Genomic DNA, 16,556 nt, shown 5'->3' on the forward strand with positions numbered 1-16,556 from the left:
CTTTGCTTGCCAATAAAAACAATGAGATTGCAATCATGTCCACGACCACCAAGAAACCGTTCTACAAGGACCTGACCTTTCAGGTCATCGCTGCGATGGTGCTGGGTATCGCCTTCGGCTTCATGGCTCCGGAGCTGGCGGCCAAGTTCAAGATCCTCGGCGATATCTTCCTCAAGCTGATCAAGACCGCTGTTGCGCCACTGGTGTTTTTCACCGTGGTTCATGGCATCGCCTCGGCCGGCGATATCAAGCGGGTCGGCAAGGTGGGCCTGCGCGCCCTGATCTATTTCGAGATCGTGTCCACCATTGCTCTGGCTCTGGGCCTGCTGTGGGGCAACCTGCTGCAGATCGGCTCAGGCATGCATGACGCACACCCGAGCAGCAATACCGCAGCGGCAGCCAGCGCGGCAATCGCCAAGGGCCACGCACCGACCTCGACGCTGGACTTCATCTACGGGATTTTCCCGGACAACTTCGTCGGAGCCTTCTCCGGCGGTCAACTGCTGCAAGTGCTGGTGATCTCGGTGTTCTTCGGTTTTGCGCTGCTGGCACTCAAGCCCGAACGCCGGGAAGTCATCGAGGATGGCCTGAATCGCATCTCCGAGTGCTTCTTCGAGTTCATCAACCTGATCATGAAGTTCGCGCCTCTGGGTGCATTCGGCTCGGTGGCGTACGCCGTCGGCAGCAACGGCACGGCAGTGCTGATGTCGCTGGCCAATCTGGTGCTGATGTTCTACGTCTGCGTGGCCTTCTTCATCTTTGTAGTGCTGGGCGTGGTGTGCCGTATTTCCGGGTTCAGCCTGTGGCGCTTCCTGAAGTACATCAAGGATGAAATCTTCATCGTTCTGGGAACGGCCTCCTCGGAAAGCGCCCTGCCACGCCTGCTGCAAAAGCTGGAGAAGTTCGGCTGTTCCAAGCAGAGCGTGGGCCTGGTACTGCCTACCGGCTATGCCTTCAACCTGGACGGCACGTCCATCTACATGTCGCTGTGTGTGCTGTTCATCGCCAATGCCTACGGCGTGCCGCTGAGCTGGGAGCAACAACTGGGCATCATCGCCCTGATGCTGGTGACCTCCAAAGGCGCCGCCGCCGTGTCGGGAGGCAGCTTTGTGGTATTCGCCGCGACAGTGACCGCCATCGGCGTACTGCCAGCCGAAGGCCTGGCGCTGCTGTTCGGGGTCTACCGCTTCATGTCCATGGCCATCGCCACCTGCAACACCATTGGCAATAGCGTCGCAACAGTGGTGGTTTCCAAATGGTCGGGCGAGTTTACAGAAGCGACAGCCCAGGCTGAATACAGCCGTGTGCTGGGGCGTAGTCCGCAGGCTGCGTTGTAAATTCAGCAGTAAGGCATCAAGGCCCCGGAGCAATCCGGGGCTTTTCCTGTTCTGCGTGCGAAGCACGTTTCACCGCCTGTATAAGTTGCTCATTCGACAAGGGGTGATCAAGCAGCGCATAGGCATTGAGGAATGCACCCAACGCCCGCACTGTAGACTCGCCGAGATACTGGCTGGTGGGGTTCTTGAGGATGCCCAGCAGCCCCGGCAGCAGGGTTTCAGCCTGATGCAATGAGTGAAAGTGTTGAGCGGTGACCATCGAATCACTGCGCCTGAGCATGCCAGCCTCCATCTGCCGCTCCAGATAGTCGGCAAGCGCTTGCAGTCCTTTGGCAGGCCCCGTCGCATAGAACATTACGCCTATATCACTTCTCCCGGACACCGCAATCATCGTGCGCATGATCTGCAATGTCTGCTCATCGGTCATCAGCCTGCTCAAGCTGTAGCCGACCCTTGCCAATGCCACAGGAAGTGGCTCATCGGTAGTTGCAAGGGAGTCAAACAGCGAACCTAGCAAACCCTCGGCAACGTTATGCGCAACAGCGACGAAGAGGTCTTCCTTGTTCGCGAAATAACCGTATAGCGTGCGTTTTGATCCGCCGACCCGAGCGGCGATCTGAGACATCGACGCCCCCTCGAAACCAGACTCCAGAAAAACCTGAGAAGCAGCCTCAAGAATGGCTTGGCGCTTGGCTTCTGTCCTGACGCGCATAAAAAACTCCTTATAGGCGGACGCCAATAGTACACCAAACTGGGCAGTTTAAGTTGACGCCTAAAAAAGCCGTTATTAGTATACCGAACCGTACCGTTTATATTTTAATCGCCCCCTCGCCCGCCGGAGAACTACCTTGAGCCCTGCTGCCAGTCGTACCAGCCTGCCTTTTGCTCTTGTATTTGTGCTTGCAACGCCGCTGCTGTTGACGGCATGCGGCAATCCACCCGGTGGGCCACCGCCTGCTGAAGGAACGCCGGTGATGGGTGTCACGACGGTCAGGGCTCAGCCCGTCAACCTGACAACCGAGCTTCCGGGCCGCACGACTCCCTACCTGATCGCCGAAGTTCGCCCTCAGGTAGGCGGCATCGTTCTGGAGCGTACCTTCCGCGAAGGCGCTGATGTAAAGGCGGGTGAAACGCTCTACCGGATTGACCCGGCGACGTTCAAGGCAAGTTACGACAATTACGTGGCGACCCTCGGCAAGGCGCAAGCCACTCAGCGCTCCTCGCGCCTCAAGACCGAACGCTACAAGGAGTTAGTGACAATAAAGGCCGTCAGTCAGCAAGAATACGATGATGCTGACGCTGAACTGGGACAAGCCAATGCCGATGTGAATGCGGCGAAGGCGAACGTCGAAAGCGCTCGTATCACCCTTGCCTACACCCGAGTCACCGCTCCTATTACCGGGCGCATCGGCAAGTCGACCGTCACACCCGGGGCATTGGTAACGGCTAGCCAGACCACGGCTCTGACCACCATTCAGCAACTTGACCCTATCTATGTAGACGTCACTCAGCCCAGCGCATCGCTGCTGCGTCTCAAGCGCTCAATGGCTCGTGGTGAGCTGGAAAAATCCGGTGAGTCCGCCGCCAGAATCCGGTTACAGCTGGAGGACGGCAGTGACTACCCGCTTGAAGGCCGCCTGGAATTCTCGGACGTCACCGTGGACCAGAACACCGGCTCCATCACTCTGCGGGCCGTCTTCCCTAATCCACAGGCAGAGTTGCTGCCAGGGATGTACGTACGCGCGATTCTGCAGGAAGGCACGCAACAGAACGGAATTCTGATCCCGCAGCAGGCTGTATCACGTAACAGCGCAGGCAAACCCATTGCTTATGTCGTCGGCAAAGACAACAAACTCGAACTCCGGACACTGGATACCGACCGCACCGTTGGCGACCAATGGCTGGTGCGCTCAGGCTTGCAGCCTGGTGAGCAACTGGTGGTAGAGGGCATCCCGCGCGCCCAACCGGGTGCCGAAGTCAAGACAACGCCCTGGCAGCCCAAGGCTGTTACTGCGACCGTTTTCTCATCAGCGCCAGCCAGCGCCTCGAACTAAGTCGGACGGCCCCCTATGTCGCGTTTCTTTATCGACCGACCCATTTTTGCATGGGTACTTGCCATTATCGTGATGCTAGCGGGCATCATGTCGATTCTCACATTGCCTATCGCGCAGTACCCCAGCATCGCACCGCCAGCAATCGCCATCACCGCTACCTACCCCGGAGCCTCGGCGAAAACCCTGGAAGACAGTGTCACCCAGGTCATCGAGCAAAAGATGAAGGGGCTGGACAGGCTTAGCTACATGGCCTCGACCAGTGAGTCCTCGGGCACCGCCACCATTACCCTGACATTCGAGAACGGCACTGACCCGGACACTGCACAGGTACAAGTGCAGAATAAGCTATCGCTGGCCACTCCATTGCTGCCGCAGGAAGTCCAGCAGCAAGGTGTCACCGTTGCCAAGTCAGCGACCAACTTCCTCAATGTGCTCGCCTTCACCTCAGAAGACGGCAGCATGAGCGATACGGACCTCGCCGACTACGTGGCCGCTAACGTACAGGAAACGATCAGCCGTCTGGATGGAGTCGGAGACACCACACTGTTCGGGTCTCAATACGCCATGCGCATCTGGCTCGACCCGAACAAGCTGATCAACTTCGGGCTTACGCCCATTGATGTCACGACCGCGATCAAGGCTCAGAACGCCCAGGTATCGGCCGGTCAGCTAGGCGGCTTGCCACTGGCACCCAACCAGCAACTCAATGCAACGATTACCGCTCAGACTCGACTCAAGACAGCTGAGGAGTTCAGAAACATCCTGCTGCGCACCCAGACCGATGGCTCCCAGGTACGCCTCAAGGATGTCGCACGAATAGAATTGGGGGCCGAGTCCTACACCACTTCCAGCCGCTACAACGGCAAACCGGCGACCGGCCTGGCCATCAAACTGGCCCCCGGTGCCAACGCACTGGATACAGTGAAGGCAATCGATGCCAGCCTCGCCGAGCAGGAAAAGTTCTTCCCGCCAGGCATGAAAGTCCAAAAGCCGTATGACACGACGCCCTTCGTGCGGATCTCGATCAAGCAGGTCGTTAATACCCTGGTCGAAGCTGTGGCGCTGGTCTTTCTGGTGATGTTTCTGTTCCTGCAGAATCTGCGCGCCACATTGATCCCGACCATCGCGGTGCCTGTAGTGTTGCTCGGCACCTTTGGTGTATTAGCGGTTTTCGGGTTCACCATCAACACGCTGACCATGTTCGCCATGGTTCTGGCCATTGGCTTGTTGGTAGACGATGCTATCGTCGTGGTGGAGAACGTCGAACGGGTGATGGAGGAAGAAGGCCTGTCTCCCAAAGAGGCCACACGCAAATCCATGACACAGATCAGCGGCGCACTGATCGGCATCGCGCTGGTTCTGGCCGCTGTATTCGTACCTATGGCCTTTTTTGGCGGCTCAACCGGCGTGATCTATCGCCAGTTCTCCATCACCATCGTCTCGGCGATGACGCTTTCGGTGCTGGTGGCCTTCGTGCTCACCCCGGCACTCTGCGCGACAATGCTCAAACCCTCCCATGGCCTGACCAATAAAGGATTCTTTGGCGGGTTCAATCGCATGTTCGACCGTGGCAACAAACGCTACCAGGGCATCGTCATGCACATGCTGGGCAAGGGACGGCGCTACATGGTTGTCTACGCGATGTTACTGGCCGCGGTCGTATTCGGATTCAGCAAACTTCCAGGCGGGTTCCTGCCTGACGAGGATCAGGGCACCTTGTTTGCCCTCGTCCAGTTGCCGCCGGGCGCAACACAGACCCGCACCAACGAAGTCTTGCGTGAAGTCGAGCACCATTTCCTGGTGGACCAGAAGGACTCGGTTGAAGGCATGTTTGCCGTCATGGGCTTCAGCTTCGCTGGCAGCGGGCAGAACGTCGGCTTTGCCTTCATCAAGTTACGCCCCTGGGACCAGAGAACTGGCAAGGATCAGAGCGTGACCGCTGTGGCAGCCAAGGCTGGGGCCTTCTTTGCAGGCATTCGCGACGCCAGAGTGTTTGCCTTCGCGCCGCCTGCCGTCTCGGAACTCGGCAACGCAACGGGCTTTGATCTGATGCTGCAAGACAAGGCCAACCTCGGGCACGAGGCGCTCATGCAGGCACGCAACCAGTTGATGGCCGACTTGAACAAGGACAATCGACTGGTCGCCATACGCCCCAACGGTCAGGAAGACTCGCCGGAGTTCAAACTGGAAATCGACACCCACAAGGCTGAAAGCCTGGGCGTTTCGATTGACGACATCAATACCGTCTTTTCCAACGCCTGGGGCAGCAGCTATGTGAATGACTTCATAGACAAGGGCCGGATAAAGAAAGTGATGCTGCAGGGCGAAGCCACCTACCGCATGCTGCCGGAAGATATCCGTCGTTGGTATGTGCGCAACAGTGCCGGCACCATGGTGTCGTTCGATGCCTTCTCCAAAGGTGAGTGGATGCTGGCCTCCCCACGCCTTGAGCGATACAACGCCGTGCCGTCGGTCGAAATCCTCGGCATGGGCATGCCCGGCAGAGCCTCTAGCGGCGAGGCACTTGAGATCGTTGAGGCAGCAATCGCCAGGTTGCCAGCCGGGATAGGTTTCCAGTGGACAGGCCTTTCCCGTCAGGAAAAAGCGTCCAGCGGCCAGACGACACTCCTGTATAGCCTGTCGATCCTGATCGTGTTCCTCTGTCTGGCAGCGCTTTATGAAAGCTGGTCGATCCCTGTTTCGGTGATTCTGGTGATCCCTCTGGGTGTATTCGGTGCATTGCTGGGTGCGATGCTGACCTGGAAACTCAATGACGTTTATTTCCAGGTCGCCCTGCTCACCACCATCGGCCTGGCCTCAAAGAACGCCATCCTGATCGTCGAGTTTGCCAAAGAACAGCACGAAGCTGGAAAGACACTGGTCGCGGCGGCACTCGAAGCAGCCCGTATGCGCCTGCGCCCGGTCTTGATGACCTCCATCGCGTTCATTCTCGGTTGCGTTCCTCTGGTACTGAGCAACGGTGCCGGATCAGGCGCTCAAAATGCCCTGGGCACCGCCGTCATCGGCGGCATGCTGTCCGGCACGATCCTGGCGATCATATTTGTTCCGCTGTTTTACGTGATGGTGTCGCGCATTTTCCATGGCAAGGACAGCAAGGAAGCTGTTTGAAAAAGTTCCATGGACTCACGGGTATGACCTGCCATACGACGAACGGCAGGTCATATCAGCCACCAAAACGACGAAAGGCATGTTCCCCCGCTACCCAGAACAATAATCCGAGAGTAAATTTTGGATCCAATGAGCAACACAGTTCATCCGCAGGAGCACCGATGAGAATTCATGCTTGTTTGTTGGCTCTACTGATCCCAGTCTTCTCGGCCAATGCCACCGAGAAAACCATTTCCGTTCCCGGTGACCCGATCGGCACTTACGCTGTGGTGAAAAAAAGCGGCACAGCCGGACAGCGTGTCATCGTCACCAAACGTGAAGGCTTCCTGGGCGTGATCTACTCAAAGCGCGTCTATGACTGCCAGAACCGCACGGTGAATCTGGTGGGCACCGGCGCAACGCTTGAGATCATGGAACAATCGCACCCTGTCAGCAGCATGGGGCCAATCATTCGTGATTCCACTGCCGAATATCTTCATGCGGAAGCTTGCAGTTGATCGGCTGACACCAGGCCATCAATGACACCTTCGATTCAGCCCATCGCCCCATAGAGCCCGACCCGATCGGGCTCTTTGTTTTCTGATACCCGCCCGATCCTTCCCCCCGCAAACATGCCGACACACCTCTCGCACTCTCGCTCTTTTAGGCAATGATTCGAGCGTAATGGGTAATTCGGGAAATGTGCCGCGCCCTATAGTTCCTCGCAGGAACCCTGTCACGGTTCATCACCTTTGTGGGCTGCATGCTCATACCCGTTTGAGAAACTGACCTATGAAATATATATCCATTGGGGGGCTCGAAGTTTCCCGTATAGGGCTCGGCGCAATGTCGATGTCGGCCTTTTATGATATCGGGACAGCCAACGACGATGACTCCGTCAGAACCATTCACAGGGCGCTTGAGTTAGGGGTCACTCACCTGGACACCGCCGAAATCTATGGCCCCTATATCAATGAAGAACTGGTGGGTCGGGCCATCAAAGGACGTCGCGACAAGGTCGTGCTGGCCAGCAAGTTCGGGATTGTCTCCCACTCGAACGGTGGGCCTGGAGTGCTCGACAGCAGCCCGCTGAATATCCGCACCGCCGTCGAAGGTTCGCTGAAACGCCTGGGTACCGATTACATCGATTTGTACTACCAGCATCGTGTCGATCCGGATACTCCAATCGAAGATACCGTTGCGACACTGGCTGACCTCGTCAAAGAGGGAAAGATCCGCCATATCGGCCTGTCCGAGGCCTCGCCCTCCACAATCCGCCGAGCCCACGCAGTACACCCGATCAGCGCCCTGCAAACGGAATACTCTTTGTGGAGCCGTGATCCCGAGGCGGTATTACTGCCATTGCTGCGAGAACTGGGCATCGGTTTTGTGCCGTATTCACCACTGGGCCACGGTTTCCTCACCGGCGCAATCCGTTCTCCCGAGCAGATTGGTGACGATGACTGGCGCAAGACCAACCCACGTTTTATCGGCGAAAACTTCCAGCGTAACCTGCGCATCGTTGAGCAGGTAAAGGCTGTGGCTGACGAGTCAGATGCGACCCCGGCTCAAGTGGCGCTGGCATGGTTGCTGGCTCAGGGTGACGACATTGCACCGATTCCAGGCACCAAACACTTGTCACGAGTCGAGGAAAACACAGCGGCGGATCAGCTTGAGCTCAGTGCCGGGCAAATCCATCGCCTGAATAATCTCACGCCTGCTGCAGGCGAGCGCCATAGTGAAGAAGGAATGGCCGCAATAGACCTTTGAGGATCGTTTTCATGCCAACTATTCGTCGCGCTGTTCTGATGGCCATTATGGTTTTATCAACGCTGTGGCTCTTCCCTGCCACAAGTCATGCCGAGCCCAGGATGCGAATCGGGGTGATCGGTGCCGGCTCACATGGCGGGACTCTCGGCCGGCTCTGGGTACAAGCGGGTCATGAGGTCATGTTTTCGTCGCGCACCCCGTCGGAACTTGAGCCGATGGTCAAACAACTGGGGCCACTGGCGTCGACAGGTACCCCGCAGCAGGCGGCAGAGTTCGGAACCGTGGTGTTTTTTGCCGTGCCTTATAACGCGCTAGTGCAACTGGGACAGGATCTGGCCCCTGCCCTGCGCGGCAAGATAGTCCTGGATGCCACCAACCCGCCTCCCGATGAAGGCAACGCCTTGTCCCGCGAAGCCTATGCCAATGGCGTAGGCGAAACCTCAACCAGATACTTGCCCGGGACCCGACTGGTTCGTGCTTTCAGCGCTGTCGATGCGACTTCTGTAAGTGCCTCTGCGCGTGGCCAGGGAGCGAAGCTGGGCGTACCCATCGCCAGTAATGACTCACAGGCGCTGGAAGTGGCAGCCCGGTTGGCCCGTGACATTGGCTGCGAACCGGTCATCACCGGCAACCTGGCCACGGCCCGTACCTTTCAACGGGGTGGCCCTGGGTTCAGGGCCAATACCGATGCAGTTGAGTTGCGCCAGTTGCTGGGTTTGCCAGCGGGCACCTGAGCACCTGCATGTTTGAAAGACTCGTTCCCCTCCAATCACTGAGAGCAGACACACCATGAGCGCCCTCAATATCAACGGTAAAGACCACGTAGTCGATGTAGACCCCGCAACGCCTGTCCTCTGGGTCTTGCGCGACACTCTGGGGCTGAGCGGCACCAAGTTCGGCTGCGGAATGGCGCTTTGCGGTGCTTGCACAGTGCATCTGGACGGACAGGCCATACGCTCCTGCGTGACTCCGATATCGGCAGTCCTGGGCAAGAAAATCGTCACGATCGAAAGCGCAACCGATGGCCACGACCCCATAGGTGCAGCGGTTCATGCTGCCTGGGTCAAGCACGACGTAGCGCAATGCGGTTACTGCCAGAGCGGGCAGATCATGAGTGCGACCGCCTTTCTCAAGGCCCAGCCCAAGGGCAGGCAGCCGACACCTGAGGAAATCGACTCCGCCATGGTCGGCAATATCTGCCGCTGCGGTACCTATGCCCGCATACGCGCAGCCGTGGCCGACGCGGCTCAAACTCTTGCCTGACTGGAGCTTTCATCATGTTCAACGAAACCGTCCCGGATGAGCTGCCACGTGCGCTGCAACACCTGCTTGAACGTGACCAGAAGCGCGAACCGGTCATGCTGGCACGACGCAATTTCCTGAAAATGGCCGGTATCGGCGGGCTGGCCATCGGTGCCTTTCCCCACTGGGCAATGGCAGAAAGCGGCAGCACTGGCCCGGCACCTCTCAAACCTTCGCAACAGCCGTCGGCCTTTGTGCAGATTGCCTCCAACGGTGAAGTGACGGTGACCATCAACCGGCTGGAGTTTGGCCAGGGCGTACAAACCGGCCTGCCAATGATTCTGGCCGAAGAACTCGATGCTGACTGGAGCCTGGTGCGCAGTCGCAACGGCAACAGCGACGCAGCCTATCAAGACCCGTCTTTCGGCATGCACCTTACCGGCGGCTCGAATTCAATCAAGAACAGCTACCTCCAGTACCGCGAACTGGGCGCACGAGCACGCGCCATGTTGCTCACGGCAGCAGCCACGCGCTGGAAGGTAAACGTGACAAGCCTGCACACACAGTCAGGAATGGTCATCGGGCCGGGTGGCCGCAAGGCGAGCTACGGTGAGTTGGCCGAAGCCGCAATGGCATTGCCCGTACCGGAAAAAGTCACGCTCAAGGACCCCAAGGATTTCAGAATCATCGGCCGTGCAACAACACGTATCGACGCCAAGGCCAAAAGCAGTGGCCAGCAGGATTTTGGCATCGACATGCGCCTGCCTGGACAACTCACCGCCGTGGTCGCGCGCCCACCGATCTTTGGTGCCCGGCTTAGCTCGGTGGATGACAGTGCAGCTCGTGCAGTGAAAGGCGTAAAAGCCGTGCTGCGTATTCCGCTCGATCGCGGCGCAGAAGGCGTGGCGGTGGTGGCTGACGGTTACTGGCAAGCCAGACAGGGACGCGATGCACTCAAGCTGCAATGGGATACCGCAAACCTCGAAAAGGTAGACAGCGAAAAGCAGTTGGCTTCGTACCGAGAGCTGGCAGAGCGCCCCGGCCCGCGAAGCTTCGAGGCCGACATGACGCCGCTGGCAACAGCGCCGCATCAATTGCAGGCGGAGTTTGTGTTCCCGTACCTGGCCCACGCGCCCATGGAGCCGTTGAACTGTACCGTCCAGCTTTCTGAAAAGCGCGCCGAGCTTTGGGTGGGCACCCAGTTTCCCGGCACAGACAATGCGGCTGCCGCACGCGCTCTTGACCTCAAGCCTGAGCAGGTAAACGTGAATGTACAGATCGCTGGCGGTGGCTTCGGTCGGCGTGGCCTGCACAGTTGCGACATCGTTGTACTCGCGTGTGAAGTGGCCAAGGCAGCCCGGACAGCAGGTCTGAATGTACCAGTGCGTACGCTCTGGAGTCGCGAGGACGATATAAAGGGTGGCTACTACCGCCCCATGCATTTGCACCGCGCACATATCGGTTTTGACGACAAAGGCAACGTGCTGGCCTGGGACCATGTTCTGGTCGGGCAGTCCATCACCAGCGATACCATGTTCAGCGGCATGGTAAAGAACGGCATCGACAGGACCGCAACGGAAGGCATGCGTGATCCCTATCCGTTCCCCATGCGCCTGACCGTGCACCATCCGAAGCTCAACGTTCCGGTTTTATGGTGGCGCAGTGTGGGCTCCACTCACACCGCCTTCGTGATGGAAACACTGATTGATGAAATCGCACGGACAACCGGCCAGGACCCTGTGGAGTATCGGATGCACCTGTTCGCCGATCAAAACCCACGCCACCGTGCCGCCCTGCAACTGGCGGTGGAAAAAAGCGGCTATGGCAAGGCTCAACTACCCGCAGGCCGTGCATGGGGAGTGGCCGTGCATGAGTCCTTCAGTTCGATTGTCGCCTACGTAGTACAAGCCTCGGTACGTGACGGGCAACCGGTGCTGCACCATGTCACGGCTGGCGTGCATTGCAACCTCGCGGTCAACCCGCGCAGCGTGGAAGCCCAGGTACAAGGTGCAGCCGTCATGGGCCTGTCGATGTGCTTGCCAGGCGGCGCAATCACGCTGAAAGACGGAGAAGTGCAGCAAAGCAATTTTGCAGACTTCAGCGTGCCGCGCATCACTGACATGCCTGAGTTCGCTGTACATGTCGTGCCGAGCGCCGAGCCGCCGACAGGAATCGGTGAGCCTGGCCTCCCCCCTCTCGCACCGGCTTTCGCCAACGCCATTGCCCGGCTCACTGGCAAACCGCTGCGTGAGCTGCCTTTCAAACTCGCGTAAACGAATGCTGATCAATAGAGAGAAAACCAATTGACCTACTATCTGAACCCGAAATCTGCGCACAAACCGCAAGGCGTCATGATTGCCGTACTGGTCATGTCTCTAGGGGCAGTTGCCAGCCTCCTGTTGCCAGCACAGGCCCAAGCCAGCCAGGCTTTGGCCCAGCGCTATGTCTGCACCGCCTGCCACCAGCCCGCTGCAAGGGTCGTTGGCCCGTCCTGGAAGGAAATCGCGCAAAAGTATAGCGACGGCAACACGACAGCAGAGCAAATAGCCGCCAGTATCAAATCGGGCAGCACCGGCAAGTGGGGACCGATGTCGATGCCCCCGCAAGCCCAGGTTTCCGATGCCGATCTGAAGTCGATCGCGCAGTGGCTACTGGATGGCGCACCCTAGCATCACACACGCATCCGCTTGATATCCCGCTGCGGCGGTGCGCCAAACAATCGGCTGTATTCACGACTGAACTGCGACGAGCTTTCATAACCCACCAACCCGCTGGCGCGGCTCGCATCGATATTCTGGCTCAGCATCAACTGCCGGGCCGCTTGCAGCCGCAATTGCTTCTGGTACTGCAACGGGCTCATCCCCGTGACGGACCGAAAGTGCTGGCGAAAAGTCGATGGGCTCATATGGGCATGTTCCGCCAGATCGTCCATACGCAGGGTTTCCCGAAAATTCAGCTTCAGCCAGGCAACCGTTCTGGCGATGTGATTTCTGGGCGAACCGGCAGCCACGATATGCAGCAATTGCGGGCCATGCGCGCCATTCAGAAGACGAGTGATGATCTCTTCCTTGATCAGCGGAGCAATGGACGCCAGTAAATCCGGCTCACCAAGCAGATCGACCAGACGTCTCAACGCATCAAGTACGCCGGCGTCCAGCGCCTGTACGGTAATCGGACGAAACTCGTCGTCTTTCATGCGCGGCGACAACTGCATGCGCTCGGCCACCTGCATGACCGTGGCACTGTCGAAGGTCAGCATCATGCCCAAGAACGGTTTGGCAACGCTGGCCTTGGTGACATTCGAGAACACCGGCAAATCGATGCTGGTCACCATCGACTGGCCAGGGTCATAGGCGAGCACCTCATCCCCGACAATGGCCTGCTTGCCGCCTTGTAACGTCACACCGATCCCCAAGCCGTAAATACAATGCACTGGCAACGTAGCGGCCTTGCGCCGATGCAGGCTCAGGCCGGGAATCGCGGTGACCAGGTCCCCTTCACTGCGCAGCAGCTGGCTCACCACGTGGGCGAGCTGGCTGGTATCGCTGCTGGTCTGATTGTTTTCGAAAGAAGACTGCACGTTCGACTCCTTGGCACTATCAGGTCTATAACTGGCAGGTCTATAACTGGCCACGAACAACTCCATCAGTAATGCGGACAATGTATGCCGGGCCTTGCTCAAGCCATTTCGAGGCTTGCTGCACGACCTGAAAATCAGGATTTCTCATGGGTTATCTGGGTGTCGACAGACGCCCTTTCCCGGTGCCGTCTGGATAGCCAGAGGCACAACACGCCCCACAGACCAGCGACGGGCACGATGACGATGGCCAAAGCGCCAAAACCTGCGCCCAACGCCGTCAAACCAACGGACAGCCAGCCACTGGCCGCATCGCCACCCCGGTACACCAGGGTTTCGATCACATTCTTTGCCTTGTATTTTTCCTCGCGGGTGACGACGGTCCAGAGCACTTCACGGGCTGGACGCACCACGGCGAATTCGATGGCGCGACGCAAGCCCTGCGCCAACGCAACAGTCGCAGGAACGGGAGCCATGGCCATTGCAGTAAACGCCACGATGGTCGCCAGCGGCAGCGAGATCAGCGCGCCACCGACACCGACCAGCCGGATCAGCGGCCCCGTCAGCAAGAGCTGGAAAATCAGGGTCAGCGCTGACACGACCAGATCAATGATGGCAAAGAACCGGGTTCTGCTGCCCACATCCGAGTAACTGCCGGCAACAATCCGGCCCTGCTCGAAATACAGGAAAGTGGCTGCCGTGGTATGCAAGAGCATGAACAAGACCAGCCCCAGCAGATAAGGCGAGCGCGAAATCAGCGTGATGCCCGCCAGCACACTGCCGCCCATGCTTCGCTCACTCTGCAACGGGCTTATGGATTGCGCCTCGGTGCGAGACAGAAGCCCCCGATAGCAACGCACGGACAGTTCAAGCAGCAACGCCGCTGCAAAGGTCAATGCCAGCGGCCCTAGCCTGGTCGCCATTCCCGCAGCGAGTAACGGGCCGACGAAAGTCCCCAGGGTTCCTCCCGCCGCCACGAAGCCGAACAGTCGTCGACCTTGCTCGCTGGAGAATCGATCTACCAGCACACTCCAGAAAATGGAGACGATGAACAGGTTGTAGACGCTGATCCAGACAAAAAACACCTGCCCTACTCTGACTGGCGCAACCCGGTTGGCAATCAGCACACCGAATATCAGCATCGTCAACGCAACGAGCCGATAGATCAAAGGCACGAAACGCTTCGCAGGCAGGCAGGAAACCAATGCGCCAAATAACGGGACCATCAGCAGCATCACCAGGAAGGTCGCCGTAAACAGCCATTGCAGTTTGTCGGCCCCGCCCTCCAGCCCCAAGGCATCACGTAGAGGACGCACCAGGTAATAGCTGGCCAGGACGCAGAAATGAAACGCGAACCCCAGCAAAAGCGCAGCTCGCTCGGACGGCTGTACGTTTGTCCATTTGAATGCCTTGGCAGATATCAAAACCCGGTACCAAGCGCTGAAACAGGTGAATGAATAACAAGAGACATGGCGAAAGATCCTGTACGGGTCATGTGGGCACTCAAGACAACACCTGCTGCGCCTGCACTCGCGCAACCGTATTGAAAGCGCTGAACAACAGCGCGCGGGAGTGGTGTTGGCGGGCCAGTTGAAACAGGTCCGGCTCTATGGCTTGAGCTTTCTCAATCGCTTGCTGGCCCTGATTTACGGAGGACCACAGAAACTGCATGAGCACTCTGTCGCCCGCCTCACTGACATTGACGTGAGCACTGATGAATCCCGGATAAAAACAGGTAAAACGTTCAGCGCGAGCAATCAATGCCGCCGCCAGATCCTGAGCGTGAAGCGGATCTACGATGAATTCCACGAACTGACTGAACAGGGAATCGTGAGTTGAAAGGCTCATGAGCGGTCTCCAAAAGGCAGTCTTTGGGGCCAGGATCACTCAGCAGAAACTCAGATCCCGTGCAGCCTGACGCAGTATCCTGCGCTGAAGGCCTGATCGATTGCCTGATCGGCGCTATTGATTGCTCGATTCAACGGAGTTTTACTCGCCTGCTCCGAAAAACAACAAAGATTACAAATCATTTCAAAGTGGCAGAGTGCCCAAAACGACGGGACAGCTCATCGCTCCAGCACATGGAAGGTATAGTCAATCAGCACCCGACCAGGCAAATATCCCGCCAGCGCATTGCCCTTCCATTCGGGCGAGACCTGCCATAAGTACATCACTGATGGTCGGGCCTGAGATTGACCAGCATCCCTCCAGTCCCATCCTCTACCAGCCAGACAGCACCATCAGGCGCCACGGCGACATCGCGGATTCGCTTGCCGAGGTTCCAGCGGTCCTCTTGCCTGGCAATGCCGCGCGGATCAATGGAAACCCGGATGAGGCCGGTTGCCGACAACGATCCGATCAGCGCAGAGCCGTTCCACTCAGGGAACAATGGGCCGCTGTAAAAACTCATGCCTGCCGGAGATATGACCGGGGTCCAGAATAGCGCCGGGCCAGCGAACTCGGGACGTCTGTCCTGATCATGGTCCGGTATTGGCGAGCCGCCGTAGTTGTCGCCGTTCGAGACTACCGGCCAGCCGTAGTTTCTCCCTGCTTGCAGCAGGTTGAGTTCATCACCACCCTGGGGCCCCATTTCATGCTGCCAGAGCTTTCCATCAGTTGAAAAAGCCAGTCCGTAAGGGTTTCGATGCCCGCTGGTCCAGATCTGGGCCCTTACCCCGCCCCGGCTTGCCATGGGGTTGTCAGCAGGTGTCGTGCCGTCGAGGTCAAGACGAATCACTTTCCCCAATGCAGAGTCCAGGTCCTGGGCCGAGTCGGGGTGGCGTCTGTCACCTGAGGTCAGAAAAAGGTGCTGGCCGTCAGGAGAGAACGCGATGACCCCGCCCGGCTGACTCCCCATGGCTTTGGGCTCCTGCCGCCAGATGACCGTCAGATCCTTCAGCGCAGCGCCCTGCTCAGTCTCATCCAGCCGGCCTCGGGCCAATGCGAGTCCGCTGCCTCCCGTTACCGGCTCAACAAAACTCAGGTAGATGCTGGAGTCCTGGTCAAACGTGGGTGAAACCGCGACGTCGAGCAACCCGTTTTGTCCGCCGTACTGAACCTGCGGAACACCTTCGACCTCCTTTTTTACGCCATCCTGGGTGGTAATAAACAGGCGACCTGCCTTTTCGGTGACCAGAAGCCGGGAATCAGGCAGGAACGCGATTGCCCAGGGCTCCCTGAATGCGGCAACCGGCGTTACCGAAAACGGGCGGGAAATACTGGGTTGCTGCTGGCCGGCATTCGGGGCACTTTTTGCAAATGATGGCGGTGCAATCAGAGCAAGAAATCCGCTGACGAGTATCAGGTGATGACGAGGGCGTTTACTTCCAAAGCTTCTCATAGAGCTCCATGACTCGCTGACGACGCGATACAACTGGGTGAGTATTGAGGCCCGAATTTAAGATTCCGTCGCTGACGGCAAGGTGACAGTTAACTGACGGCAAACCGACAAAGTCATTTTCCGGCAAG

The 16,556-nt window shown here is 58.2% G+C and carries 14 protein-coding genes; 9 read left to right on the top strand and 5 right to left on the bottom strand.

The features are described 5' to 3' along the window. Positions 1–35: 35 nt before the first annotated feature. A complete protein-coding gene (locus JL015_RS04370; protein WP_201017580.1) occupies positions 36–1,337 on the top strand; it encodes a cation:dicarboxylate symporter family transporter in 1,302 nt (433 codons plus the stop codon). 16 nt (positions 1,338–1,353) lie between these two features. On the opposite strand, the gene JL015_RS04375 is transcribed toward JL015_RS04370, so the two are convergent. Continuing rightward, positions 1,354–2,049 (bottom strand): TetR/AcrR family transcriptional regulator, encoded by a 696-nt coding sequence (locus JL015_RS04375; RefSeq protein ID WP_201017581.1) that lies wholly within the window; start codon positions 2,047–2,049, stop codon positions 1,354–1,356. A 136-nt stretch (positions 2,050–2,185) separates the two neighbouring features. Between JL015_RS04375 and JL015_RS04380 the strand changes: the two genes are divergently transcribed. The 8 genes from JL015_RS04380 to JL015_RS04415 all read left to right on the top strand — a co-directional run bounded on the left by JL015_RS04380 (position 2,186) and on the right by JL015_RS04415 (position 12,180). Beyond that, positions 2,186–3,391 carry an efflux RND transporter periplasmic adaptor subunit gene (locus JL015_RS04380; RefSeq protein WP_236250159.1) on the top strand — a complete coding sequence of 402 codons (1,206 nt, stop codon included), beginning with the start codon at positions 2,186–2,188 and terminating at the stop codon, positions 3,389–3,391. Positions 3,392–3,406: 15 nt separating this feature from the next. After that, positions 3,407–6,520 (top strand): efflux RND transporter permease subunit, encoded by a 3,114-nt coding sequence (locus JL015_RS04385; protein ID WP_201017582.1) that lies wholly within the window; start codon positions 3,407–3,409, stop codon positions 6,518–6,520. A 161-nt stretch (positions 6,521–6,681) separates the two neighbouring features. Continuing rightward, a complete protein-coding gene (locus JL015_RS04390) occupies positions 6,682–7,017 on the top strand; it encodes a hypothetical protein (RefSeq protein WP_201017583.1) in 336 nt (111 codons plus the stop codon). A 274-nt stretch (positions 7,018–7,291) separates the two neighbouring features. After that, on the top strand, positions 7,292–8,269 hold the full coding sequence (locus tag JL015_RS04395) for an aldo/keto reductase (protein ID WP_201017584.1): 978 nt from the start codon (positions 7,292–7,294) through the stop codon (positions 8,267–8,269). Positions 8,270–8,280: 11 nt separating this feature from the next. Next, complete coding sequence (locus JL015_RS04400) at positions 8,281–9,003, top strand: NADPH-dependent F420 reductase (protein WP_236250160.1); 723 nt, start codon at positions 8,281–8,283, stop codon at positions 9,001–9,003. A gap of 55 nt (positions 9,004–9,058) precedes the next feature. Then, on the top strand, positions 9,059–9,532 hold the full coding sequence (locus JL015_RS04405) for a (2Fe-2S)-binding protein (protein WP_201017585.1): 474 nt from the start codon (positions 9,059–9,061) through the stop codon (positions 9,530–9,532). Between the two features lie 14 nt (positions 9,533–9,546). After that, on the top strand, positions 9,547–11,784 hold the full coding sequence (locus JL015_RS04410; protein ID WP_201017586.1) for a xanthine dehydrogenase family protein molybdopterin-binding subunit: 2,238 nt from the start codon (positions 9,547–9,549) through the stop codon (positions 11,782–11,784). A gap of 30 nt (positions 11,785–11,814) precedes the next feature. After that, positions 11,815–12,180, top strand: coding sequence for a c-type cytochrome (locus JL015_RS04415; RefSeq protein ID WP_236250161.1), 366 nt, complete (start codon positions 11,815–11,817; stop codon positions 12,178–12,180). A gap of 2 nt (positions 12,181–12,182) precedes the next feature. Here the strand turns inward: JL015_RS04415 and JL015_RS04420 are convergent, their stop codons facing one another. The 4 genes from JL015_RS04420 to JL015_RS04435 all read right to left on the bottom strand — a co-directional run bounded on the left by JL015_RS04420 (position 12,183) and on the right by JL015_RS04435 (position 16,428). Further along, positions 12,183–13,091 (bottom strand): AraC family transcriptional regulator, encoded by a 909-nt coding sequence (locus tag JL015_RS04420; RefSeq protein WP_201017587.1) that lies wholly within the window; start codon positions 13,089–13,091, stop codon positions 12,183–12,185. 134 nt (positions 13,092–13,225) lie between these two features. After that, the gene (locus JL015_RS04425) at positions 13,226–14,512 is read right to left on the bottom strand and encodes an NTP/NDP exchange transporter (RefSeq protein WP_201017588.1); all 1,287 of its coding nucleotides are present in this window, start codon (positions 14,510–14,512) and stop codon (positions 13,226–13,228) included. Positions 14,513–14,591: 79 nt separating this feature from the next. Next, a complete protein-coding gene (locus tag JL015_RS04430; RefSeq protein ID WP_201017589.1) occupies positions 14,592–14,936 on the bottom strand; it encodes an antibiotic biosynthesis monooxygenase in 345 nt (114 codons plus the stop codon). Positions 14,937–15,258: 322 nt separating this feature from the next. After that, on the bottom strand, positions 15,259–16,428 hold the full coding sequence (locus JL015_RS04435) for a PQQ-dependent sugar dehydrogenase (protein ID WP_201017590.1): 1,170 nt from the start codon (positions 16,426–16,428) through the stop codon (positions 15,259–15,261). Positions 16,429–16,556: the final 128 nt, after the last annotated feature.

The organism is Pseudomonas cichorii, assembly GCF_015471405.1.
Taxonomy (GTDB): Bacteria; Pseudomonadota; Gammaproteobacteria; order Pseudomonadales; family Pseudomonadaceae; genus Aquipseudomonas; species Aquipseudomonas serbiensis.

Coding starts and splice junctions, on each gene's coding strand:
- JL015_RS04435 (WP_201017590.1), bottom strand. CDS start 16,428: ATGAGAAGCTTTGGAAGTAAACGCCCTCGTCATCACCTGATACTCGTC.
- JL015_RS04370 (WP_201017580.1), top strand. CDS start 36: ATGTCCACGACCACCAAGAAACCGTTCTACAAGGACCTGACCTTTCAG.
- JL015_RS04405 (WP_201017585.1), top strand. CDS start 9,059: ATGAGCGCCCTCAATATCAACGGTAAAGACCACGTAGTCGATGTAGAC.
- JL015_RS04410 (WP_201017586.1), top strand. CDS start 9,547: ATGTTCAACGAAACCGTCCCGGATGAGCTGCCACGTGCGCTGCAACAC.
- JL015_RS04385 (WP_201017582.1), top strand. CDS start 3,407: ATGTCGCGTTTCTTTATCGACCGACCCATTTTTGCATGGGTACTTGCC.
- JL015_RS04430 (WP_201017589.1), bottom strand. CDS start 14,936: ATGAGCCTTTCAACTCACGATTCCCTGTTCAGTCAGTTCGTGGAATTC.
- JL015_RS04390 (WP_201017583.1), top strand. CDS start 6,682: ATGAGAATTCATGCTTGTTTGTTGGCTCTACTGATCCCAGTCTTCTCG.
- JL015_RS04400 (WP_236250160.1), top strand. CDS start 8,281: ATGCCAACTATTCGTCGCGCTGTTCTGATGGCCATTATGGTTTTATCA.
- JL015_RS04375 (WP_201017581.1), bottom strand. CDS start 2,049: ATGCGCGTCAGGACAGAAGCCAAGCGCCAAGCCATTCTTGAGGCTGCT.
- JL015_RS04395 (WP_201017584.1), top strand. CDS start 7,292: ATGAAATATATATCCATTGGGGGGCTCGAAGTTTCCCGTATAGGGCTC.